The organism is Leptospira kmetyi serovar Malaysia str. Bejo-Iso9 (assembly GCF_000243735.2).
GTDB lineage: Bacteria > Spirochaetota > Leptospiria > Leptospirales > Leptospiraceae > Leptospira > Leptospira kmetyi.
This window is the reverse complement of the sequence record NZ_AHMP02000003.1, coordinates 2883097-2906474: the sequence shown is the minus strand read 5'-3', so window position 1 is coordinate 2906474 and position 23378 is coordinate 2883097. Positions and strand designations below refer to the sequence as shown.

Genomic DNA, 23378 nt, shown 5'->3' with positions numbered 1-23378 from the left:
AACGAATCCTAAGACAAAGTCTTTTTCAAAAAAGAATCTTAATTGTTAAGAGAATTGAATCGAATCGTTCTTAAAATTTAATTTCGATTTCCCTTCAGTTCTAAATATCCCGTTCCTTGAACCGTTTTTCCGGCGCGTGTTCCCCGAACTTTTACGGCCCCTTCCCAATAACTGAATCCGGTCGTCGCTCTGGAATCGAATTCTTGGTCTTCAAAAAACGGTTCGATGATAAGTTGAAGTTCGGATTCTTTCTCCGATGATTTGAAGTCCAGATTCCAAACGAGTGGATATTTTTTATTCGTCCTTTCGCTTTTCCAAAAGGAAGAATCGTGAATGAAATTCACTTCTCCTTCTTTCTCAAAGATGATTTTTCGGCCCGTTGCTAAACGAAGTGTTCCGAAACTTTCGGACGTTGATTCAGGTGATTCCCGAAAATTAAACGCCATGATTTCGCTTCCGTCTTCGAGTTGAATGCAGATCCAATCCCAAGAATTAGAACCGTCCGAAAGTTCGGCTTGTCGCGTGGAACCGAAGGGGCTGCTCCATTCGTGATCCATCCAAGAACTTCCGTTTTCGATCTTGATTTTTTTTCCGTTTAAAACGATTTCACCCTTTGTGGAAAGTCCGGGGACGCTGTAATAATAAGAATAGAAATCCGGATTCTTTCTGCTTTTGATCGATCTACCTCGATCTCCGTGCAAGAGTAGGTTCGATTCTTTTCCGTTTAAAAATAAATCCAAGGAAAGTTCGGGAGAATGTTTCGGCTTTGCCACAAGATGAAATTTGGTTTTGCCTTCTATGTGCAGAACGAAATCGCCGCTGAAGATTTTTTTGGAATCGTAACCCGCCATTCCGCCTAACTTACGTTCTACGGTCTGAGCTGTGGCGTGTTTTTTCGTTTCCAAATCCGAGATCGCAAAATGAACCGGAAACGCTTCCCTGTTTTTTCCGAAAATTCCCTTAAAGAAACTCAGTTCGTATCCGTATTTTTTTCCATCGGAAGATTGTATGATTCCCACGAAGTAACACCATTCCACTTTGTGTTCCGGATGAAAAGAATGGTCCTTCGGAAATGTGAAAGGTCTTTCGTCCGCGTGCAAAGAGAATGCGAAAAAAAGCGGGAATAAAAAACGGATTCCGATTAGAAGATTGACCGTGAGTCGAAAGAAGTTGTAATGATTCATCTGAGAGATCATGCGATTTTTTGATAACACCCGCTCTTCCCTTTTAATTTCTCTGGGACTTTTTTTACCGCAGTTCGTTATTTTAGGAATCTATTTCCAAAAACTTTATTCGAAATTTGTATCCTTTTGTCCCAATCAAAATTTTTTAACCTGGGACCCCGACGCGAGATTGATCACCTCGATCCGTCTCGCGGAAGCGTTTCGATCCTTCGATCCGATCACGGTTCTACGTTTGACTTTCGATTCTCCGACTTGGCCCGTGCTGAGAAATTTTCCGGAGGCGATCGCGGTTTTGATGTTCGGCGCGGGAGGAACGCCCGTTTCTCTTTTTACGTTCGTTGAATTGATCGTTTTGTTTTTAATCGTTCCTTGGATTTTATTTCGGTTTAACGAATCGAAAGATTGGATCGGCGTTTCGCTTTTGTTTCCTTTGATCTGGGCCGGTTTGTTGCAAAACCCGGGTTTTATGCACTATTCCTTTTCGGGAATGTTGGAAATCCAAGGCGGACTTTTTTATCTTCCTGCGGTTCTTTCGTTTTGGGAATTACAACGTAGTTCTGACGAAAGGAAGAATTCTTACTCGCCTTGGTTTTTGTGTATCAGCGCGAATCTTTTGTTTCACACGAAATATCCGTACGGTTATATTTTTATTTTTTTCGGATGTTTGTTTTTGTTCGTTTTCCGTTTCGAGGAAACAAAAACTATAATATTCAAAATTTTGAATTCGTACGGGTTGTTTCGAGGCGCCCGCTCTTTTGCCTCCGTTCCGATTTTGATTTCGATCTTTTTCGTCCTTCTTTCGTTTGTTCTTTCCAAAGAAACGTTACCCGGTAAATCCAAAGCGTTTTTAAGATATGCGGGAGCGCTCGTCTTTTGGATCAGCATCAGCGTTGCCTTTTGGAAAATTTTTTACGCATCGAAACTCGGGAAAAACGACAACGAAAATTCTTTGAGGGAAGCTCTTTCTTCGGACGGAAACTTTTTCGTGTGGAAAAATTTTTGGACGTATGTGATTCTTCCCATCGGTTCTTGGGTGTTGTTACATCCCGATCGTTTTTCAAGTTCGAGTAGCACGATCCAACACGCACAAGGAGCGGGTTTGTTGCCCGGTCAAGGCGACGATTCGATTTTTAGTCTTACGTATTTTTATGAGATTGTGGAGAATTCTTCTTACGCGCCGTTCGGCGGTTGGATTCTTGGATTCGGTTTGGTCCTGGGGATTTTGCTCGGAAGTTTTCGGTATCAAAAAACGAAGAAGGTGGCCGCTTCCTTTTTTATATTCTTATCCGTTTTGATTTCGATCGTCGGTTTGACCTTGATGACCCCGAACCATCAACCGAGACATATCTATCATTTGTATCCGGCTTTATCGATCGCGATCGCTTTGTTTTGTTACGAAGAATTCTTTTCCGAAAGAAATCGGATTTTTTCAGTTTTAGTATATTCTATATTTTTAATATTTACTTTGGGTCATTGGACCTGGAAGAACCATTCCCTTTGGGAAAGAACGAATCTTTGTTTTTCGGGAGTGGATCGAGGTTTGTTTTTTACGGCGGACGACGCCGAAGAAGTATTTAAAAAATCCGTGGATCGTCCTTCTGTTTTATGGAATCAGCTTCCTTTGGAACATCACAATCGGCCCGATGTGACCCTTTCTTTTTATCGCGCGGGATTTGAAAACCGTCGGGAAGTTCGGGAAAAAAGAAAAAAGGAAGAACTGGACTTTTTGAAATCGGATTTTTTTCAGACTACTTCGTCTTCGGAAATAAAACCGGATTGGTTTTTAGTCGCGAAAACTTGTGAAGAAATCGAAGGCGGATCTTATAAAAATTCTTCGGAAAAAGAATCCAAGTTTTCCAAGAACGCAATTTCTTTTCCGATTCGAGGCGCTTGTATCGTGAAGTTCAGTCGATGATTTCGACGATTCAGCTCACAACAGTTGTTTCCAAAGATAAATTCCCGCAAAAAATTCCATGCCCGCCGCGAGCGCGATATGCGCGTAAAGTCCGCCTTTGATGGAATGAGTTCTTACGCTCAACGCTCCCATGAGCAAGCCGCCGAAAAAAGAACTGAGAATTTCTCCTCTCGGTTTTTCAAAATGAACCATTCCGTAAATCTACGCACTCATGCCGACCGCGTGATACTTTCCGACTTCTCCCAAATATCGAATCGTAAACTTTCTAAAAAAGAATTCTGTAAAGTAGAATGTACTTAAGTAGAAGATTTCAAATCCGAGAGTTGTGTACCAGGTCGCCTTATAGATCAAGTGTTCGTTTGTGAGCGGAGCTCTTGGATAGAATTCTTTAAAGCCCGGAACCATAGAACCGAGCCCCGCGATTAATAAACCTAAAATGAGAATCGGAACATAGGAAGGATTCTTTCTCGTTTCAAGCGGAATCGGTTTCGTTTTGTTTCGATAAAGATCGTATAACGACGGTAATACGAATAAAGGAAGCGCGTGAATCAGTTGTTGAGAAACTCTCCAGGTCCAAAAGATCCATTCTTTTGGAAGATGGATGAGAAGATTTTCGATCGGAAGTTTTTGGAGATGCAATACGATCATACAAATCCAAAAAACGAAAAGAAAGCCGATCAGTTTTTGTTTTTTGGATCGATTCTTTCTTCTTTCGGAAAGTTGAATGTAGAATAGCAACATCGGAAATCCATACAACATGCAGGATGAAATCGCTTTGATCGAAAACGTCTTGGACGTGAGGAGTGGGAATCCGAATTCTTCGTTTAAAAAGAGGATCAGAAAAAGACTTCCGTAATATCCGAAAAGGAGAATGTAGATTTTCGGATTCTTTCTAAAAAATCCTTTGAGGACTTGGATGATTTCCATCGGAAATCCGATTGGGCGACGATTGCTGAAATGTTGCAATTCTTTCCGGCTCGAATGTTTTTTCGGGATTTTGTATGAGATCCTACATTTTTGAGGACATAAGAAGAGGTTTGTAAGAGTTCCCACAAATTCCGGAAAAGAGCGGATTCTTAACCGGCGCTTCCGTGCGAGCTCGTTCGATTTCGTTGTAGTTCCTACAATTTCAAAAAATTCAAAAAGAATTCCCCAAATTTCCAGTAAGACTGAGAAAATGCCGTCTGACAAGACTCTATATCAAATATAGTTTACAAAAAATCCAATATATAAAAATTTGGCAAATAAATAGCTCCACTTTTTCTTAAATCTGGACTATTTCTTGGATAAATAATAAAATCAAGCTGGATGCGTGAGCCTCCAATTCAAGACTTAGATTATCACGAACATGAACCCGCAAGAGTTGGAACAAAAACTTGCGCCTTTTAGCCTGGAAGACGCTTTAGAATGGATCAGCAACGAGTACGGGGAAACTGCGGCTTTCTCCACGAGCTTGGGTCTGGAAGACCAAGTGATTACTCACGTTATATTCTCCCGAAACCTTAAAATCAGAGTTTTTACTTTGGATACGGGTCGTCTTTTTAACGAGACTTACGACCTTCATAAACTTACCAACGCAAGTTACGGTAAAAAAATCGAAACGTATTTCCCGGAAACGACCGCGATTCAAAATCTCATCAACACAAAAGGTCCCGACAGCTTTTACGATTCCGTAGAGAACAGAAAAGAATGTTGTTTTATTCGTAAGGTCGAACCTTTGAACCGCGCCCTGGTCGGAACAAAACTTTGGATCACCGGAATCCGGTCGGAACAATCGGATTCGAGACATTCACTAACAAAAGTAGAACTCGATTCTTCCCGAAACATTTTAAAATATCATCCGATCTTGGATTGGTCCTTGGAAAAAACTCAGGACTACATCGATACGTATCGGATTCCGACGAACGTGCTTCATAAAAAGGGATTTCCTTCCATCGGATGCGCTCCTTGCACAAGAGCAATTCAACCCGGCGAAGACATTCGCGCCGGAAGATGGTGGTGGGAAGAATCCAATCAAGAATGCGGACTTCACGTCGTGGACGGCAAGTTAGTCCGTCAGAAAGCCGGTCCTAAAAGAGCAATATGAATTCAACTATGAATAGATCTAGACTTACACATCTCGAACAACTGGAAGCGGAATCGATTTACATTCTTCGCGAAACGGCTTCTCAGTTTGAAAGACCCGCTCTTCTTTTTTCGGGCGGGAAAGATTCCATCACGCTCGTACATCTTGCGTTGAAAGCGTTTCGTCCCGGGAAATTTCCGTTTCCTTTGGTTCACATCGACACGGGTCATAACTTTCAAGAAGCTCTTGATTTCAGGGACGAACTCGCTTCCAAAATCGGCGAGAAGTTGATCGTTCGTTACGTTCAAGATTCCATCGATCAAGGCAAAGCGGTGGAAGAAAAAGGAAAGTTCCCGAGCAGAAACGGAATTCAAACCGTGACTCTTTTGGATACGATCGCAGAGTTTAAATTCGACGCTTGTATCGGCGGAGCGCGCCGCGACGAGGAAAAAGCCAGAGCGAAAGAACGAGTTTTTTCCGTTCGCGACGAGTTCGGTCAATGGGATCCGAAACTGCAAAGACCCGAACTTTGGAATATCTATAACGGTAAAATCAGTCCGGGGGAGAATGTCCGCGTTTTTCCGATTTCCAATTGGACCGAGTTGGACGTTTGGGAATACATTCGCAAAGAAAATATCGCGCTTCCTTCCTTATATTTTTCTCATAAAAGAGAAGTGATCTATCGCGAGAATCTTCTCTTTCCGGTTTCGAAATTCATCACGATCGACTCGAACGATCGAGTGGAAGACAAGATCGTTCGTTTCCGCACGGTGGGCGATATGACTTGTACCGCGGCCGTCGATTCTCAAGCGGACAATATAGACGATATCATCCTCGAGATCCAAACGACTCGGACGACCGAAAGAGGTTCCAGACTCGACGACAAACGTTCCGAAGCCGCGATGGAAGACAGAAAAAGAGGAGGATATTTCTGATGGATTTATTACGTTTTATCACTGCGGGAAGCGTGGACGACGGAAAGTCCACTTTGATCGGAAGACTTCTCTACGACAGCAAATCGATCTTCGAGGATCAACTCGAAGCGATCGAAAAAACCGCGCGCGGAAACAACGGTCAGATCAACTTGGCTCTTCTTACCGACGGTCTTAAGGCCGAAAGAGAACAAGGAATCACGATCGACGTCGCTTATAAGTATTTTTCCACACCGAAAAGAAAGTTCATCATCGCCGACGCTCCGGGGCACGTTCAATACACACGGAACATGGTTACGGGAGCATCTAACTCCAATTTGGCGATCATTCTGATCGACGCTCGTAAGGGCGTGATCGAACAAACGTATCGTCATTCTTATATCGCATCGATGTTAAGAATTCCCCATCTTGTGGTTTGTATCAATAAGATGGATTTGGTGGAATTCTCCCAATCTCGTTACGAAGAAATCAAAGCCGAATATTTGAACTTCGCTTCCCGATTGGACATTAAGGATATTGAATTTATTCCGATCAGCGCGCTCAACGGAGACAACGTAGTCGATAAATCCGAAAACCTTTCCTGGTATGACGGGCGAACGCTTTTAAATCATCTCGAAGAAGTTTATATCGAAAGCGACGAGAACATAGAAGACGCTCGTTTTCCGGTTCAATACGTGATTCGTCCTCTTTCGGACGAACATCACGATTACAGAGGTTACGCGGGTCAGGTCCGCAGCGGAGTTTTTCGAAAGGGCGATTCGATCACCGTTCTTCCGAGCGGATTTACGAGTTCCATCGAAGCCATCGATACGTTCGAAGGCGAAGTGGAAGAAGCGTTTCCTCCGATGTCGGTTACGATCCGTCTGAAGGACGAGATCGACATATCCCGCGGCGATATGATCGTGAAGTCCGATAATCTTCCGGTCGTTTCCCAAGACTTGGAAGCGAACATCTGTTGGATGGATTCCAAATCCTTGTTATCCGGAAATAAATATCTTCTTCGCCAAACCACGAACTCGGTAAAGGCGATCGTAAAAGAAATCGAATTCAAGGTTGCACCCGATACGCACGAAAAACAGGACGCTTCCAAAGGTCTTACGTTAAACGAAATCGGAAAGATCAAAATCCGAACCGCGAAACCCGTAAGTTTCGACGAATATAGAATCAATCGTTCCACCGGAAGTTTTATCCTAGTCGACGAAGGAACCAATTCCACGGTCGGCGCGGGAATGATCACCGGAGTCGGAGCCTAATCGATGTTAAACGCCGACGCAAACGCGGATCTTCGTCGCACCGGTAAAGTATATCTTGTCGGAGCGGGCCCGGGAAATCCGGAAGATCTCACTTTGCGCGCTTATCGAATTCTTACCAAAGCGGAAGTTATTTTATACGACGCCCTTCTGGATCCTTCCTTTCTGGAGATTTTTCCGAAGGACGCGATCGTTCACTACGTGGGAAAAAGATCGGGCGCGCATTCCGCGACTCAGGAAGAGATCAACGAGCTTCTTCTTTCCTACGCTCTTCAAGGGAAGAATGTGGTTCGTCTGAAAGGCGGAGATCCTTTCGTCTTCGGAAGAGGCGGGGAAGAATTAATCGCATTAATCAATCATAATATAGAATACGAGATCGTTCCGGGAGTCAGCTCCTTGAACGCCGGTTCTTCCTTTGCGGGATTTCCTTTGACTCATAGAGGACTATCACGCCAGGTTCTGATTATGGACGGCCACACCGTTTTGAACGAAGCGACCGATTGGGAATGGTTTGCGAAATTTAAGGGAACGATAGCACTTTTTATGGGAACCTCTTCCCTTCCGAAGATCGCGGATCTCCTTTTAAAAAACGGAAGCCCGGCCGACCTTCCCGTCGCTCTTGTTGAAAATGCTTCATTAGAAACTTGTAATGTTCAAACCTGCACGTTGCGGGAAGCGGCGAATTCTTACTTTGAAAAAAAGACGAAGGGTCCCGGGATCATCTATATCGGACAAGTGGTTCGATTTTTGGAAAAAACGCGGTTCGCGCAAGCCTCCTTTGAAATTCGGGGAGGGGAAGAATGAGTCGCAAATACCCCGCCTTTTTAAATTTAGAAAATAAGAATATTCTGTTGATCGGCGGCGGGAAGGTCGCTCTTGAAAAATTGCCGCATCTGATCGAGTCCGGCGCCAAGATCACTTTGATTTCGTTGGAAGTTTGCGGCCAAGTCGCTCGCATATTGGAAAAACATCCCGAGATCAAAGTCGAATACAGATCCGTGGAATTTTCCGATCTTCAAGGAAGAGCCCTCGTTTTTTCCGCGACCAACGATTCGGATCTGAATCGAAGACTCAGCGATTACGCGCATTCCTGGAAAATATGGATCAACTGCGCGGACGATCCTTCCAACTGCGATTTTTATTCCGCGGCCGTTTTGGATCGAGGTCCGATTCGAGTCGCGATTTCCACGGAAGGAAGTTTTGCGGGACTTTCCGGAATCGTTAAAACGACATTGGAAGAATTGATCCCGGACGAACACGAGGACGAGCTTCAGGAACTGATGCGGATCAGAAAAGAATTGAAGTCGATTCTCCCCGATTCCGAAAAAAGAAGAAAGGTTCTCAAAGACCTTTTGCAAACCCTCAAAGAGGACTACTTCAAAGTTCCGAACGATTTAAAAAGAATTTAGAATATAACGAAATCATAAACTGAAAAAGGAAAAGATCCAGGCCATGTCAGAAACAAAAGAATTATCGCCCGTCGAAGAAATAAAACTGAACTCAAAGAACCTCCGAGGAAAAATCGCCGAGGGTATCGATCAGAACATCGATTCCTACGAAGAGGACGAAAAACAACTTCTGAAGTTTCACGGGCTTTATCAGCAAAAGGATAGAGATCGTAAAAAGGACGAAAACGGAAACGATATCGAGGCTCCTACGAGTTTTATGATTCGAGGCAGAATTCCCGGAGGAAGGCTTACCGCGGAACAATACTTGGTTTGGGACGCTTTGGGAGACAAGTTCGGAGGCGGAGCGATCCGTTTAACCACAAGACAATCCGTTCAGCTTCATACATTAAGAATCTTTCATCTACGCGATGTGATGAAGGCGATTCACGAAGTGAATCTTTCGAGCATGGGAGCCTGCGGCGACGTTGTGCGTAACGTGACTCAGGCGGTGAACCCTCTCGGAAAAAAAGAACTTCAACTTCTCGACGGAGTTTCTCAGGTTTTATCCGATCATTTTAAGTATAAGACGAACGCTTACGCCGAAGTATGGTTAGGCGATAAACAACTCAACAAGGACGAAGAGGATCCGATTTACGGAAAAACGTATCTTCCGAGAAAGTTCAAAATCGCGGTGACTCTTGCGGGAAACAACACCGTGGATCTTTACGCAAACGACATGGGTTTTGCGGCGACTCTTTCGGCGGACGGAAGTAAGATCGACGGATATTTCGTGTTTGCGGGCGGCGGTTTCGGAATGACTCACAACAAACCGGAGACGTTCGCACGTGCGGCGAGTTTGCTCGGTTGGATTCCTGAAAGCGCATTGATCCCCGTTGCGGAAGCGATCGTAACCGCTCACAGAGACTTCGGAGATAGAACCAATCGTAAACACGCTCGTTTGAAATACGTTCTCGCTGAAAAAGGTGTGGAATGGTTTAGAACCGAAGTGGAATCTCGTTCCAACGTAAAACTCGATACGAACAAACCTTTACCGAGCTGGGAAACTCCTTCTTATTTAGGATGGCATGAAAGAGAGGACGGAACTCTGTCTCTCGGTTTCCACACGCTTGCGGGAAGAATCAAAGACTTTCCCGGAAAACCGTTGAAATCCGCTCTGAGAGAAATCATCGGAGTCTATAAACTTAACGTTCAAGTAACCGCGGATCAGGATTTGATTCTGATCGGAATTCAAAAGTCCGATCGCGAAAAGATCGAAAACAGATTCAAAGAATTGAATGTAGCTTGGGAAAGCCCTTCTCCTCTTTTTGACCGCGCGCTCGCTTGTCCCGCGCTTCCGACTTGTGCGTTGGCTTTGACGGAATCCGAAAGATCCTTTCCGGAACTTCTAAACGGAGTTCAAAAAGTTTTAGACAAACTCGGATTGAGCGAAAGGGCTCCCGTGATTCGTATGACCGGATGTCCGAACGGATGTGCGAGACCGTATTCCGCGGAAGTCGGAATCGTAGGTCAGATGGCCGGCGGAAAGTATTCCATCTTTTTCGGAGCGGATTCGGAAGGAACCAAAGTAGGAGATTACGTGGCTAAAAAAGTTCCGTTCGCCGAAATTCCGAACCAACTCGAGAAGGCTTTCGTTCTCTGGAAAAACGAAGGAAATCCGGGTGAAAAATTCGGAGATTTCGTAAACAGATTCCCGCTCGAAAGATTCAGAGAAGCGTTAGGATCTATGTAAGGAATTTGCGGCGCGATCCCGACGGGACGCGCCTTCAATTCTTCTAATATTAGAAAAATTGAATTTCTTCGACTATTGGTTTCATCTTTGCGATCTTTCCTTTGGTCGAAGAAACTAAGTAAATATTCCCGCCGTGATTCAAAGCGGCGGTGATCCCGCCGATCGAAGAACCCGAAAAATCCTGATAGTTCGCGGTAATATCTCCGAAATCGTTCAACCCAAAGACCAAACCTCTCGGAGTGTTTTTTGCAAAAAGAAGCTCCGGCAAACCGGTGAGAAGATTTTTGATCTCCGGATATTCCTGAACTTTGTCCAAAATTTCGTTTCTATGATACGGAATTCCGACCCAGAAAGAACCGCCCTTTCCCGAAATCAAAGCGGGAATACCCGGAATGTTGGTAAGAAAGAATTTTTCAACGCCCTTTTTAGGACCGAACAAAGGAACCGAAGAAACTCGGTGACGGAACGGCTCGGAAACGAGAAGGAATTGTTCGTTGGACGAAAGCGCGAGGCCGGTCGGGTAAAACAAATCTTCATTCAAAATTTCTAATGAACTGAGACTCTTATCGAATATGAGAATCATTCCTTCGGGAGAGGAGGAAAGTTCCTCCAAAAAGGAATTCTTGAGAGAATGCGATCTGCTGGAAACTGTGAAAAAGATCCTTCCGTTTTTCGTGACGTCGATCGCATGAGGAAAACGTAATGGAGTTCCGTCGGGAAGTTTCGAAACGAGAATTTTTTGAGAACCGTCCTTACGGATTTCTACGATTCCCACTTCCTCCACACAAACCAAAAGATTTCCGGATGAATCGAAAATCATTCCCAAGGGTCTTCCTTCGACGGTTGCGAACGTTTCGACTTTTTCGTTGGTTCTGATTCTTATAATTTTATGATCCGCGGTTCCTGTATAAACGTGACCGGAAGTATCGACCGCGATTCCGTAGGGTTGATTTAGACTTTCCTTATGAATCCATTCGGATTCCAAGAGAAAATTATTCTTACCCGGATCAAAGGGAGAATCGGCCAAATATTCTTCCGTGTTTTTGCCGGAGCGCAGAAATAAAAAGCCGAGGAAGATCGCCGAAATCGAAACGAATACTAAAATAAAGAGCGAGATTTTTTTAAGCATGATCTTTAAAGACCGGTCTTTGTCTCTGATTGAATCTTCGGACCTCGAAGTGCAAATGATTTCCGGTGGCTCTTCCGGTTTGACCGACTTCTCCGATCTTCTGACCCTTGCGGACTTTTTCACCGGGGCGCACAGAGATAGAACTCAGATGTCCGTATAAAGTTTCATAGCCGAGTCTATGACCGAGAATGATTAGGTTTCCATATCCGCCCTTCTTATCCGAAAAGGAAACTTCTCCGTCGGCGGAAGCGTAAACCGGAGTTCCTTCGTCCGCGGCGATATCCAATCCGCCGTGAAACGTTTCCTTTCGCGTAAAAGGATCTTTTCTTTTTCCGAATCGAGACGAAATGATTCCTTCTTCGCCTAAGGGTCGATAAAAAGCCATTCCGTAAAAAAAGGAACGTTCCTCTTTCGGAAGTCCTTTGCCGGGAATAAACCAGAAACCTTTGCTTTCGTCGAAGGAAATAAATTTCTCCGCAAGATTGTATTTCTTGGAAAGTTTTTTCTGAACGGATGGAGAATTCTCCCTTTCATCCGAATCGTAAATTCCGCGCATGTTCGGAATCAGAAGTTCCATTCCCGGATAAATATCATAGGGAGAAGAAAGGCTGTTGACCGAGGAGATCGTGTCGATGTCCATTCCGGTCCGGGCCATGATCTTGAAGAAGTTGTCCTCTTTTTTGACCACGTAACGATAGAATTCGAGAGATGTGAGTTCCGATCTTTCCAAATTGGAAACGGATACTTTCAAATTGTTCTTCACATCCTCTCGGAGACGTTTTACGGATTGGTTGTTGTAATCTAAGTTTTTCAGAAGTTCCGTTTTTTGCCGGGAATCGATCGGACTTTTAAAAAAAAGAACCGAGAAAAGAACGGCGAACATTCCGATTGGATACTTGAGAGAACGTTTCATGGTCTTATACGTGTAGAATCGGCCGATTCTAAAAAAACAATGACGCAAAAAAAGAGACAGAAATGCTTGTAACCGAGACTCACGATCCGATGGAATCCTTAGAAAATACCGGTAATCCGCAAAAGAAGCCGTTCGAACCGATCTTGATCGCGTTTCAACAGCTTCTGGTTTTGATACTGGGAACTTATATTCTTCTTCCCTTAATCGCCACTTCGATCGTTCTTACGGTTTTGATTTCTAAGGAACTGCCGAGCGATTTTCCGTATTTGGACGGAGATACGAGAGCGCAGATTTACAAGGAAACAACGGAGAAATTTCAGAAGGAAATTCAATCCGATACGAAGCAGATCTATCAGCGTTATATCGAGGTGATGGTAAAGGAAAAACCTTGGCTTCTAATCGTGGATCGATTGATCTGGGCCCTTTGTTTTATTCTTCCCGCTTATTTTATTTTGGTGAAGTTCTTCAAGGCGGAATACGCCAATCTCAGCGATCCGTTTGATTTAAAGACGATGTTCACGGGCGTCGGGCTCGGAGCCTTGGTGTTTTTGTTCGTGATCGTTTTCGGTTTTTTCCTGACTAAGATTTTCGGAAAACAAACACCGAACGAATTTCAAGAAGCCCTTTTTAAGGAGATGAAAGGGAACCGCTCCTTATTGCTCTGGTCTCTTTACAGCGTGGGTTTGATCACCGGAATCGTGGAAGAGGTTTTCTTCCGCGGCTTTTGTCTAAAACAGTTTCAAGGAAGAGGTTTGGAAATGCCCGGACTTCTTTTTACGTCGGTGGTTTTCGGATTGGTGCATTACAGCGGCCAAACCTCGGTAAGTGTTCCGATTCTCCTGAGTTTTGTGGGAATGTTTTTCGGACTTTTTTATCTGAGAACGGGAAATATCTGGTATTCCATTTCGGCTCACGTTAGTTACAATTCCATCATGCTCTTGATCGCGTATTTCAAAGGAGGAGAAATTCAGTGAGCCGCATTCAGAAACTGCTTACGATCTTCGTTCCGTTTCTCCTAACGTTCCATTCTTTATCCGCCTCCGAAGTCATCGAATTGGACGGAAACATAGAAGAGAATAATATGAAAGTCTCCGCGGCTTTGAACAAGTTTGCGGAAGGTTCCGTCAAGTTCAGCAAGAAGACGAAAGGTTTCAAATATCATTATACGAATCCTTGGTATTCCAGATATTCTTTCGATATTTATTTGGGAGAATTCGCAAAGCGTGATAACGTAAGTATCATGCGGATCGAAGCTCCTAAAAACGGTATGGAAAAGGTGTTTCGAAATTACTTTCGGGACGAATTGCAGAAGAAGGACGCGACCGGAATCGGATCCGCTTCCGGAACGACTCCGGACGATCGAATCGAAAAACTCGAAAAAAAATCGCATCTCGTATCTCAGGGATTGAATTTGATTTCACCAGCGTTTTCCGTACTTTATAATTCCCGCAAGTCTCCGGTGTATACGTATTCCGATACGTTCTCGAGAACTTCCTTTTATATTCTTACCGACTTGTTGATCGGGGGGCTTGCGTATTACTTTGCGATGAACAATCTTCCCAAAAAGAGTATGGTGGACAACCTTCTCAATAAGGAAGGACCGAGCGGAAACGTATTCGAATCGCAATACGGCGGTGTCGTGATCGCGGCGTTGGTAATTCCGAGATTGTATCGGATGACGGGTGCCATAGAGGACACGACGACTCACAACCGTCTCGTAGAATTGTCTTATACCTATAAATATTAATAATTTAGAATATAGATTTCAAAAATAAATCCGTCCTCGTTTCTCGAAGACGATTCTCGGTCATGAAAACGGAAACAGTGAAACAACCGATTTTTCGAATCAGTGGAAGAAGGTCCTTATACTTCTATTGTATTCTTACGGGAATCGTTTCGGGTTTGGGCGCGTTCGTATTCTCGAGAATTCTTGCCGTTTGCGAATATATATTCTTAGATCGGGCCGCGGGCCTTTCGCTTCCTCACGCTTCGGGAGAATTTTTGATCGATTCGAACGATGCGATCCATTGGGGACTTCCTTTCTCGGACGAATATCGTCCTTGGATCTTATTCTTTCTTCCGATCATGGGCGGACTTCTTACCGGTTGGATCGTAAATCGTTTTTCACCCGAGTCGGGCGGAACCGGATCGGATGCGATGATCGACGCCTTTCATAATCAAGAAGGAAAGATGAATCCTGTCGTTTCGCTTATCAAATCCATCGCCACGATTTTTACGTTGGCCAGCGGAGGAAGCGGCGGTAAGGAAGGACCGATTTCGCAAATCGGCGCCGGTTTCGGTTCCTTGCTTGCCACGATTTTAAAAGCCGGAGCCAGAGCGCGACGAACTCTTTTGTTGGCGGGAACAGCGGGAGGATTGGGCGCGATCTTTCACGCTCCGCTCGGGGGAGCGCTTACTTCGGTGGAAATGATCTACCGGGAAGACATCGAAAGTGATTCTTTGATTCCATGTATTATCTCGTCGGTTTCCGCTTATTTGGTTTATTGTTCTCTCAACGGATTCAACACGGTTTATCGAGTTGCGGATACGGAGTTTTCCAGATATACGGATCTGATTTTTTATTTGGGATTGGGCGTGCTCTGTTTCGTATGCGGCGACGTTTTTATTCGGATTTTCAGAAAGGTTCAAAATTTTTCCTTTCGGTTGAGAATTTCACCCATCGTTAAACCCGCGTTAGGTGGTGTTCTGATCGGAACCGTCGGACTTTTTTTACCGGAGACGATCGGAACCGGCGCCGGAGTTCTTCAAGTGGCTTTGGACGGAAAAGATCCGGTGGGAACCCAAGGTTTATTATCCGCTTCGTTTCAAACGAAAGGACTTTGGTTGGTCGCCGTGTTTTTTATCTTAGCGGGAATCAAAATTCTCACCACGTCGTTTACGATCGGAACCGGCGGGTCCGCGGGTATGTTCGGTCCTTCTCTTTTTATCGGAGGAATGTTGGGCGGGGGAGTGGGAACTCTTGCCAAGGTGCTCGTGTATCCCGAACTTTCCGTGGCTTCTTTTATCTTGGTGGGAATGGGAGCGTTTTACGCGGGCGTTGCGAGCGCGCCGATCGCGGGGATGATAATGATCTGCGAGATGATCGGAAGTTATACGCTCTTACCTCCTTTGATGGTCGTTTCGATTTTAACGTTCGTGCTCAGTCATAAGTTGAGTTTGTATAAGGCGCAAAAGGAAACCAGATTTCAATCGCCCGCGCATTTCTGGGATATGAACCGGGATTTTTTGGAGGAGATTCAAGTGAAAACTTGGAAGAATCGACTTCGAACGATCGCGGTTGCCAGAGAAGATATGTTGCTTTCCGCGTTGGAGGAAGAGGCCCTAAAAATTCAGGCGAGCGACTACGTGGTCTTGGATCGAGAGGATCAATATCTGGGAATTCTTTCTCTCCGAAAAGCCAGACATACGCTTGAATCCAGAAACGTCGCCGGAAATCTCATAACGGTGGGAGACGTTACCGATACTTCGGCTCCTTACGGAAAACCCGAGGATTCTTTGGCGAGTTTATTGAAGATTCTTATAGATCAGGATTTGGATAAAATCGCGATCGTGGATCAGAATCGGTTTATCGGTTATCTTAGATTTGCGGATCTTATGAAAATCTATTTCGAAAATACGTTTCCGAAAAGCGTCAAATCAAACCTTTCCCCTACGAAAAACGGAACATAACCTACGGGTTGTAGCGTACGCTCCAATTTTTTTCTCGACTTTTTAAGTATCGACCTATAAAATAATCAGAACTTTTTAAAAATAACTGATATTTAATAATAATATCAGTAAGCGATATAAGTCATAAGGTATCTTTGCATCCTTGGAGAGGGATGAGGAAGAGGGCGGGCGAAATTGAAAATTCTCAAGTTGAAAAGAACATTCGGGATAGGATTACTCATCGGGATCGGCTTTGCAAAAGAAATTAAGGCCGGAAGTTACGGGGACATTTACGGGGCGCATCCGGCCGCCGCGGGGATGGGAAGTGCGGTAACGGCAATCGTCAATAATTCTTCGGCGGTATTTTATAATCCTGCGGGACTCGGAAGACTTTCCGAGGGAGATTTGATTCTTGCTTCGATCGAAAAAGAAGCGAGAACCAACGGAGCGGAAAATCCGGAGAATAAGGACGCGGCTCCTCCGCCTCCACCGGCGGATCCGAACGATCCTGCAAATCAACAACCCACCGTTGTCGGGCCTTGGTACAAACGTTTTTGGGCCGATACGAAAGAAGGTTTCACAAAGGAAGTTTTTAAATACAAACCGGCCAATCGACCCGAACGAAGCGTTCACGAGGTAAGCTTTCAATATCATTACGCGAATCCGGATTCGCATACGACAGCGCCGCGAAATCAGAATATTACAAAAATTAGAGATAGTTTCGTAGGTCTCGGTCTAACCCTCAACTTGAACGATATGTTCGATATGGGAAGAGGTCTTCGTTTCGGAATCAACGCCCTCGTTCCGGGAAGTGGAAATCTTCTTACACTCAACGATCAAAACCCCACCGTTCCACGTTATCTGCAACAGGGGATCAGTAACGAAAGACCGACGATCATGGGCGGTCTCGGTTTGGAAATTTGGAAGGATCGTTTGTTTGCCGGGGTCGGTTTTACCGCGACCGCGGGTGGAACCGGAAGTATCTTGATGAAGGACGTTCCGATTTCCCCCGATCCCGTTTCAGCCAATTCTCAGGTGATTCTTACCGTAAAACCTTTGGTCAATCCGACGTACGGTCTTCAATTCTCTTACGGAAAGTTCAGCTTAGGTGCTTCTTACAAACGTGAAACCGTGACTCAGATCGATCCGGTTCCCGCGAGAGCGCAGACGACTCTTCTCGGAATTCAATTGGATTTCGATCTCGCGATTCTGGACGGATTCAATCCGAGAGTTTTTTCATACGGGGTTGCGTTCCGACCGAACGACCGATTGGTTCTCAGTTTCGATATGAACCGGGAACTCTGGAGTCAGTTTAAGATGTCCCGTATCAAGGAAAAATATTCAGAAGCGTTTTATCTTCACGACACGACCAACTTCCGGATCGGAGCGGAGTATTCTCTGTTTAAATTCTTAAAAACGAGAATCGGATTTGCGACAAGACCGACTCCGTTGCCCGCGATGCCGGGAGCGAACAACTGGATGGATTCGGATCGAAACATCTATAGTTTAGGTTTTTCTTATATATTCAGCCCGACCACGTTTAAATTTATGAACCGCTTGAGAAAGCCGGTGATCTTCGACATCGTTTTCGAAAACCACCAGTTGAAAGCTATGGAAGTGAATAAATACCATCCTACGGAAAGAAATCCGAATTATTCTTACGGCGGATATATCTGGACGGTGGGCGTTTCTATGACCATCTTCTTCTGAAATACGACGATCGAGTCGTTTGAGAAGTTCTATCCATAACACGTGTTATCTTACGGTCGGAACTCCGATTTCGGCCGTTTCCCTTTTTTCTTGACAGTAGCGATCGCTACAGAGTTCACTTTGAGCTGAAACTCAAGTACAATTAAACCGATTTCGTTTCGATCTCGGCGGCTTTGCGGTTTCAGAGTGAAGAAGAAAGAGGAAGCGAACGATTATGGAAAAGAATCTCATCGAGTTGATCACTCCCGTATTTTTTGTTCTGCTGGTTGTGGAACTGATCGTCGGATACGCGGTAAAAAAACCGGTATATCGATTTAAGGATTCCGTAAGCAATCTGACGGCGGGAATTTATATGCAGGTATTTACGGTGTTCGTCACCGTCGGTCTTTTGTCGATTTACGCGTGGGTATATAAGAATTTTGGAATGTTCAAAATTTCCGATACTTCCGTCTGGGGATGGATCGCTTGTTACGTGCTCGCGGATTTTTGCTACTACTGGTATCATCGTCTCGGCCACGAAATCAACGTGTTCTGGGCGTCCCACGTCGCGCATCATCAAAGCGAGGACTACAATTATACGGTCGCCTTAAGACAGGGAATTTTTCAGAATTTATTCTCTCTTCCGTTTTATCTTCCGCTTGCTGTGATCGGATTTTCTCCGTTGATGTTCGTGCTTTGTATCCAAGTGAACTTCGCTTATCAATTTTGGATTCATACGCGATTGATCGGAAAATTGGGAATTCTCGAATACATACTCAACACGCCTTCTCAACATAGAGTACATCACGCCCGCAATCCCAAATACATCGATAAAAATTACGCTGGAACTTTTGCGATTTGGGATAGAATGCTCGGAACTTATATCGAAGAGGAAGACGAACCGATTTTCGGAATCGTAAAACCGCTTCAGACTTGGAGCCCGGTTCACGCGCAGATTCATCACTTCGAAGATCTTTTTAAAATGGCTTGGAAAACCAAAAACTGGAAGGATAAGTTTCTGGTTTGGTTCAAGCCTCCCGGTTGGCAACCTTCCGATATCGGGGAATTCATCTCACCTCCCGAAATCGATAAAAAGACATACAAAAAGTTTAATACTCATATTCCGGCGACTTTGATGACCTATTCGGCGGTTCAATTCGCGTTGGGAATCGGAGCTTCCATGATCTACATCGAATTCAAGAAGGAGCTTCCTTTGTTCGAAATGTTGATCCTCGGATTCTACGTTCTTTGGACTTTCTGGAACATCAGCGCGATTTTCGAAACCAAAACGAGCGGAATGATTTCCGAAATCGTAAGAATGAGTTCGATCGCGGCAATTTCTTTCCTATTTCCGATGGATTTTACCGGGGTGGAAAAACTGAGAATGTTGTTAAGCGAAGAATGGATTCTCGCTTTGCCGAGAATTCTCCAGATCGGATCGCTCGTTTCCTTAACCGTTCTCGGAAGTTTTTTAATCAGTCAGAAACGATTCTTTTCGGTTCGAGGTCAAAAGGCCCAAGCCCAGAGTACTTTCTGAAACCTCCTTCTATCCTTAGGGAAAACGGTTGACCCGTCTCGGGAACCGGTGTTTCTTTTCGTGAAGAAGAAACACTGGTTTCTCGGAGAAAAACCGTATGCGACAATCCTTTCAAACGTTGCGGATTGAAAAAAAATTATTTCCAATTTTGATCCTTATCTTTTTGATTTTAACGGCTCCGGCCGTTAAAGGTCAGGACGAGAGCGATTCCGCGGAAACCGACGAACGGTCCGTAGGCGAACGAATCGCGGCCACCACGCCGGAAAAAGTCGATTCTTCCCGAATTCAATCCGTCGTTTTGTATTCGAGCTTCGCTTATGTTACGAGAAATCTAAGAACCAAGATCAAAGCGGGAAGTTCCGAAATTTATCTCGGTGAGATTCCCGATCACGTTTCGGAAAGAACGATATCGGTTCGTTTTCCGGATTCTTCCAAGAAGATCAAGATCCGTGGAATTCGAGCAAGAATCCGCGTGGAAAGAAAGGCGAGAACGAAGGAAATCGCCTCCTTGCTAAAGCGACAAGAAGCCCTCAACGATCAGATAGAACTTTTGAGTTCCGAAATTCAGGAATTGATCGAAGAGGAAAAGACGATCGTAAAAATTTCTCCAACGATCAAAAAGGATCCGGCTCCGCAAGAGGAGATCGCCGATCCGGAATTCTTATCCGGTTTTCAAAAACAATATCAGGAACATCTCAATCAGTTGTCTTTGATCCGTCAGAAAAAACTCGAAGCGCTCGATCAGGTTCGTGAAGAAGGTCTGGTCGCGGACGCGCGTTTGGATCATCTCGGAAGACTCGAAGCGAAACAGAAAAAGGAAATTTATCTCGAAACGGAAACATCGGACGATTCCGAAACGTTGATCGAATATAAGTATTTGATTCCGGGTGCGAGTTGGTTTCCGAGATATTCTCTTCAACTAACGGATGAATCCAGAAGCGGAGATCTCAGTTGGTTCGCCCTCGTTCGAAACGATACGGGTGAAGATTGGGATAAGGTAAAACTTTTTTTCACCGCTTCCAATCCGGACTTGGACATCGATCTTCCGATCGTAAGAGAATGGAGAATTCAAACTCAGTCTTCCGTCGAAGACATGAAACAACAAGCGTACAACGACAACGAAGAAAGCGTCGCTTTTGAAGCGAGAGACGAAGCGCCGTCTCCTTCCGCTGGAGCCGCGAGGGAAAAGAAAAAAGAGGAATATAAGGTCTCGGGAAAAATCAGCAAACGCGCCGCTTCGAAATCGGACGGTTACGCGCAGAGTAACGCACCTGCAAAGAATGCGCCGGCTCCGATGGAACAATCGCGTCAGATCATTCAGCAAAATTATTCCAACCGGGCGAATTCTCTTAGAACCGAAGACAATCTCAATCAACTGAAGAACGATCTCGCGAATCAGCAATACAACTTCAACAGCGGACAATACGATCAGGCGAATTACTACGGACAGGAAGCTCTGAAAAAATTCTCACAACTTTCGGATTTTTCCCGTAAAGAATTGAACTCGATCGAAACGTATACGGAAGAATTACTTCGTAAAGGAAGTCTGATTCTTTCTTCTCAAAAAGTTCCGGGAGGTTTGATTCCTCCTTCTCCTTTGGAAGGTTTTGATTATCAGTACGCTTCCGGAATTTCGGAAACGATTCCTTCGGATCGTTCTCTCAATAAGGTTTTTCTAAAGAAGAAAAACTTATCCTTAACGCCGGGTTATTCCACTTCTCCGCTCGCAGGTCCGGGCGCGTATCTTACCGTCGAAGCGTCGAACTCGGAAGGGGAACCCTTGCTCGCAGGACCGATGGAAGTTTTTTCGGGTAATACGCTTTTGGGCAACACGGTTCTCAGCGTAAGCAAGCCCGGAGAAGCGATTCGAATGGAACTCGGTCAGGATCGGGACATTCTCGTAAATCGACGCGAGACATCCTTTGAACAAAAGGAAGGCGTGATTTCGTCCCGAACAAAGATCAAATACAAGGTCAGCATAGAAATCAAAAACCGCAAAAAAAGAAGCGCGGCGGTCACTTTGATCGATCGCGTTCCTTACACCGTGGACGACAGCGTGGAAATCAAATTCGATTTCGGTAAGGACGTTCCGACTAAAAACGAGGAAGGAATTTTGACTTACAAGATGGAACTTCCTCCCGGCGGAAAAAGAATTATAGAATTTGAATATTCAGTAAGTCATCCGGCCGACAATCGTCTGATTAGAACCCCGGGTTCCGGAGGATACTAAGATGAAAAATTCAAATTTTGGAATATTCTCTATGTTTAAAGTTTTTGCTTTTAGGTTTGAGGATCGCAAGGCGAAATCGGGGAAGGAAATCGCAGGATTTTTATTCTTTCTTGCGATCGGATTTTTATTTTTCCCCTTAAACGCAAGAGAAGTGGAACTCAAGGTTCAAGACGTAACCTTATACGAATCTTCCGCCGGAGTTTTGAGAAGCGGAAGAATCAATTTGGAACCGGGACTCAACGAACTTCTCATTCGAAATCTTCCCGTTGCGCTTCAGGACGAATCCCTCGTCGCATCCGTGGAAGCGCCCGGGGCGTCCGTAGTCGGTTCGAGCACTTGGATCGAAACCGGCGCGATCATTCACAACGAAGAGGCGTTGGATCTTCAAAAGAAAATCCGGGTTTTGGAAAAGGAAATCGAAGGTTACGAAGGAAAGGATTCGAACCTGAAGAATCTGAAAAAAATTCTCGTGGATACGAGACTCAAACTTTCGGAAATGATTTCCAAAAATCTTTTCTATAAAAAGAACGAGGCCGATTCCAAAAAATGGTTTCAATCCCTTTCCGGAAATCGTCAGGCCATTCAGAACGCATTGAATTCCAATCAGGAAGTCACACGTTCGATTCGGGATCTTCGGAAAAAACTTTCCGAACTCAGGGATAAACTCGGCGTGATTCTTTCCTTGTCCGAAAAATCCTCTCGAATCACGAAGGTTCTGATCAGTTTCAACGGCGCGGAAAAAAAAGAAGCCAAGCTGAATCTTACGTATCAATCCGGCGGAGTTTCTTGGAAACCTTTCTATTCGGTGCGCATGGACGGAAGGGAGAAGATCGAACTCGAATATCTCGCGGAGATCAATCAGGAAAGCGGAGAAGATTGGAACAATATTAATCTTTTATTATCTACTTCCAGCCCCGACGTAAGCGGAAGAAGACCCCGTCTTTCCAGTCAAAAGTTATACGATCAGAAAAAACAAACGAACAAAGACGGGCTGGTCGCCGTACAAAATCAAAGTTCGACCGCGGGAGAAGCGAACATCGCTCCCGAAGTGGAATCACCCGAAGCGGGAACCGATCCGACCACGGGAAGTAGCGAAGAATCGGGTAGCGGATTTTTGTTTCGTTATTCGAAACCGGTGACTCTTCTATCCAGAAAAGAATCCAAAAAATTATCGCTCGCTTCGTTCTCGACGGACGCGGCGTTTACTGCATTGTATGTTCCCGCGTTGAAACGTTATCCGCTCATTAAAGGAAGTTTTAAAAATCTTTCCGGATTTCCGCTTCTTCCGGGAGAGGCGGCGGTGTTTCGCCAAGCGGGTATGGTGGGAACATCCAGCTTCGGTTATGTAAGTCCGGGCGAAAAAGCGGATATATCTTTCGGATCCGAAAACGAAATCCGCGCGATCTATAGAAAAGAATCGAATCAAACCAAAGAAGGTCTTCTTTCGGGAACGAAGGTGATCGAAAAATTGATTCGAGTGGAGCTTGAAAATTTCGGAAAAGAATCCAGATCGATTTCGTTTCAGGAATCGATTCCGGTTTCGGGCGTGGAAAGCGTGAAAATTACGATCGATTCGGAAACGACTCAGGGTTACGCGGAAGTTAGAAAGGATTCCGGAATTCTCGAATGGAAATTGGATCTAAAACCGAATCAAAAAAAGGAAATCAGACTGAAGTATAAGGTCAGTTTTCCGGCGGAATTCGATCTACATCTGTGACGTCTAACGT

At 44.8% G+C, this 23378-nt stretch carries 17 protein-coding genes and 1 pseudogene; 14 read left to right on the top strand and 4 right to left on the bottom strand.

The features are described 5' to 3' along the window. Positions 1-77 precede the first annotated feature (77 nt). Positions 78-1196: a lipocalin-like domain-containing protein gene (locus tag LEP1GSC052_RS16000; protein WP_040913083.1), complete on the bottom strand. Its 1119-nt coding sequence runs from the start codon at positions 1194-1196 to the stop codon at positions 78-80. On the opposite strand from LEP1GSC052_RS16000, the gene LEP1GSC052_RS15995 reads away from it, so the two are divergent. Then, positions 1195-3099 carry a hypothetical protein gene (locus LEP1GSC052_RS15995; RefSeq protein ID WP_020986185.1) on the top strand — a complete coding sequence of 635 codons (1905 nt, stop codon included), beginning with the start codon at positions 1195-1197 and terminating at the stop codon, positions 3097-3099. The genes LEP1GSC052_RS16000 and LEP1GSC052_RS15995 overlap by 2 nt on opposite strands. A 15-nt stretch (positions 3100-3114) precedes the next feature. Here LEP1GSC052_RS15995 and LEP1GSC052_RS15990 read toward each other — a convergent pair. Continuing rightward, a pseudogene (locus LEP1GSC052_RS15990) lies at positions 3115-4026 on the bottom strand (CPBP family intramembrane glutamic endopeptidase). A gap of 421 nt (positions 4027-4447) precedes the next feature. Here LEP1GSC052_RS15990 and LEP1GSC052_RS15985 point away from each other — a divergent pair. The 6 genes from LEP1GSC052_RS15985 to LEP1GSC052_RS15960 are packed head-to-tail and all read left to right on the top strand — an operon-like array spanning position 4448 to position 10484. Further along, a complete protein-coding gene (locus LEP1GSC052_RS15985; protein ID WP_020986190.1) occupies positions 4448-5185 on the top strand; it encodes a phosphoadenylyl-sulfate reductase in 738 nt (245 codons plus the stop codon). Between the two features lie 8 nt (positions 5186-5193). After that, complete coding sequence (cysD, locus tag LEP1GSC052_RS15980) at positions 5194-6099, top strand: sulfate adenylyltransferase subunit CysD (RefSeq protein WP_010573247.1); 906 nt, start codon at positions 5194-5196, stop codon at positions 6097-6099. Continuing rightward, positions 6099-7349 (top strand): sulfate adenylyltransferase subunit CysN, encoded by a 1251-nt coding sequence (gene cysN, locus LEP1GSC052_RS15975; RefSeq protein ID WP_010573248.1) that lies wholly within the window; start codon positions 6099-6101, stop codon positions 7347-7349. Before cysD ends, cysN begins: the two co-directional genes overlap by 1 nt. 3 nt (positions 7350-7352) lie before the next feature. Beyond that, a complete protein-coding gene (gene cobA, locus LEP1GSC052_RS15970) occupies positions 7353-8150 on the top strand; it encodes a uroporphyrinogen-III C-methyltransferase (protein ID WP_020986463.1) in 798 nt (265 codons plus the stop codon). After that, positions 8147-8755 carry a precorrin-2 dehydrogenase/sirohydrochlorin ferrochelatase family protein gene (locus tag LEP1GSC052_RS15965; protein ID WP_010573250.1) on the top strand — a complete coding sequence of 203 codons (609 nt, stop codon included), beginning with the start codon at positions 8147-8149 and terminating at the stop codon, positions 8753-8755. Before cobA ends, LEP1GSC052_RS15965 begins: the two co-directional genes overlap by 4 nt. A 43-nt stretch (positions 8756-8798) precedes the next feature. Beyond that, positions 8799-10484 carry an NADPH-dependent assimilatory sulfite reductase hemoprotein subunit gene (locus LEP1GSC052_RS15960; RefSeq protein WP_010573251.1) on the top strand — a complete coding sequence of 562 codons (1686 nt, stop codon included), beginning with the start codon at positions 8799-8801 and terminating at the stop codon, positions 10482-10484. 49 nt (positions 10485-10533) lie between these two features. Here LEP1GSC052_RS15960 and LEP1GSC052_RS15955 read toward each other — a convergent pair whose 3' ends face one another. Both LEP1GSC052_RS15955 and LEP1GSC052_RS15950 read right to left on the bottom strand, forming a co-directional pair. After that, on the bottom strand, positions 10534-11613 hold the full coding sequence (locus LEP1GSC052_RS15955; RefSeq protein WP_010573252.1) for an SMP-30/gluconolactonase/LRE family protein: 1080 nt from the start codon (positions 11611-11613) through the stop codon (positions 10534-10536). Then, the gene (locus tag LEP1GSC052_RS15950; RefSeq protein ID WP_020986699.1) at positions 11606-12526 is read right to left on the bottom strand and encodes a LysM peptidoglycan-binding domain-containing M23 family metallopeptidase; all 921 of its coding nucleotides are present in this window, start codon (positions 12524-12526) and stop codon (positions 11606-11608) included. The genes LEP1GSC052_RS15955 and LEP1GSC052_RS15950 overlap by 8 nt, the downstream gene beginning before the upstream one ends. A 62-nt stretch (positions 12527-12588) precedes the next feature. Here LEP1GSC052_RS15950 and LEP1GSC052_RS15945 point away from each other — a divergent pair, with 62 nt between their 5' ends. The 7 genes from LEP1GSC052_RS15945 to LEP1GSC052_RS15915 all read left to right on the top strand — a co-directional run bounded on the left by LEP1GSC052_RS15945 (position 12589) and on the right by LEP1GSC052_RS15915 (position 23368). Further along, positions 12589-13500, top strand: coding sequence for a CPBP family intramembrane glutamic endopeptidase (locus LEP1GSC052_RS15945; protein ID WP_010573254.1), 912 nt, complete (start codon positions 12589-12591; stop codon positions 13498-13500). Further along, on the top strand, positions 13497-14273 hold the full coding sequence (locus LEP1GSC052_RS15940) for a hypothetical protein (RefSeq protein ID WP_010573255.1): 777 nt from the start codon (positions 13497-13499) through the stop codon (positions 14271-14273). The genes LEP1GSC052_RS15945 and LEP1GSC052_RS15940 overlap by 4 nt, the downstream gene beginning before the upstream one ends. Before the next feature lie 62 nt (positions 14274-14335). Beyond that, positions 14336-16216, top strand: coding sequence for a chloride channel protein (locus tag LEP1GSC052_RS15935; RefSeq protein ID WP_020986496.1), 1881 nt, complete (start codon positions 14336-14338; stop codon positions 16214-16216). A 174-nt stretch (positions 16217-16390) separates the two neighbouring features. Continuing rightward, the gene (locus tag LEP1GSC052_RS15930) at positions 16391-17905 is read left to right on the top strand and encodes an OmpP1/FadL family transporter (protein WP_010573256.1); all 1515 of its coding nucleotides are present in this window, start codon (positions 16391-16393) and stop codon (positions 17903-17905) included. A 214-nt stretch (positions 17906-18119) separates the two neighbouring features. Continuing rightward, positions 18120-19421 carry a sterol desaturase family protein gene (locus LEP1GSC052_RS15925; protein WP_010573257.1) on the top strand — a complete coding sequence of 434 codons (1302 nt, stop codon included), beginning with the start codon at positions 18120-18122 and terminating at the stop codon, positions 19419-19421. Positions 19422-19518: 97 nt separating this feature from the next. Further along, positions 19519-21651, top strand: a complete 2133-nt coding sequence (locus LEP1GSC052_RS15920; protein WP_020985970.1) for a DUF4139 domain-containing protein — start codon at positions 19519-19521, stop codon at positions 21649-21651. A 1-nt stretch (position 21652) separates the two neighbouring features. Next, positions 21653-23368, top strand: a complete 1716-nt coding sequence (locus LEP1GSC052_RS15915) for a mucoidy inhibitor MuiA family protein (RefSeq protein WP_020986025.1) — start codon at positions 21653-21655, stop codon at positions 23366-23368. Positions 23369-23378: the final 10 nt, after the last annotated feature.

What these genes read in the sequence shown, in the direction of transcription:
- LEP1GSC052_RS15995 (WP_020986185.1), top strand. Translation starts at nt 1,195, where the DNA reads ATGCGATTTTTTGATAACACCCGCTCTTCCCTTTTAATTTCTCTGGGA.
- LEP1GSC052_RS16000 (WP_040913083.1), bottom strand. Translation starts at nt 1,196, where the DNA reads ATGATCTCTCAGATGAATCATTACAACTTCTTTCGACTCACGGTCAAT.
- LEP1GSC052_RS15985 (WP_020986190.1), top strand. Translation starts at nt 4,448, where the DNA reads ATGAACCCGCAAGAGTTGGAACAAAAACTTGCGCCTTTTAGCCTGGAA.
- cysD (WP_010573247.1), top strand. Translation starts at nt 5,194, where the DNA reads ATGAATAGATCTAGACTTACACATCTCGAACAACTGGAAGCGGAATCG.
- cysN (WP_010573248.1), top strand. Translation starts at nt 6,099, where the DNA reads ATGGATTTATTACGTTTTATCACTGCGGGAAGCGTGGACGACGGAAAG.
- cobA (WP_020986463.1), top strand. Translation starts at nt 7,353, where the DNA reads ATGTTAAACGCCGACGCAAACGCGGATCTTCGTCGCACCGGTAAAGTA.
- LEP1GSC052_RS15965 (WP_010573250.1), top strand. Translation starts at nt 8,147, where the DNA reads ATGAGTCGCAAATACCCCGCCTTTTTAAATTTAGAAAATAAGAATATT.
- LEP1GSC052_RS15960 (WP_010573251.1), top strand. Translation starts at nt 8,799, where the DNA reads ATGTCAGAAACAAAAGAATTATCGCCCGTCGAAGAAATAAAACTGAAC.
- LEP1GSC052_RS15955 (WP_010573252.1), bottom strand. Translation starts at nt 11,613, where the DNA reads ATGCTTAAAAAAATCTCGCTCTTTATTTTAGTATTCGTTTCGATTTCG.
- LEP1GSC052_RS15950 (WP_020986699.1), bottom strand. Translation starts at nt 12,526, where the DNA reads ATGAAACGTTCTCTCAAGTATCCAATCGGAATGTTCGCCGTTCTTTTC.
- LEP1GSC052_RS15945 (WP_010573254.1), top strand. Translation starts at nt 12,589, where the DNA reads ATGCTTGTAACCGAGACTCACGATCCGATGGAATCCTTAGAAAATACC.
- LEP1GSC052_RS15935 (WP_020986496.1), top strand. Translation starts at nt 14,336, where the DNA reads ATGAAAACGGAAACAGTGAAACAACCGATTTTTCGAATCAGTGGAAGA.
- LEP1GSC052_RS15925 (WP_010573257.1), top strand. Translation starts at nt 18,120, where the DNA reads ATGGAAAAGAATCTCATCGAGTTGATCACTCCCGTATTTTTTGTTCTG.
- LEP1GSC052_RS15920 (WP_020985970.1), top strand. Translation starts at nt 19,519, where the DNA reads ATGCGACAATCCTTTCAAACGTTGCGGATTGAAAAAAAATTATTTCCA.
- LEP1GSC052_RS15915 (WP_020986025.1), top strand. Translation starts at nt 21,653, where the DNA reads ATGAAAAATTCAAATTTTGGAATATTCTCTATGTTTAAAGTTTTTGCT.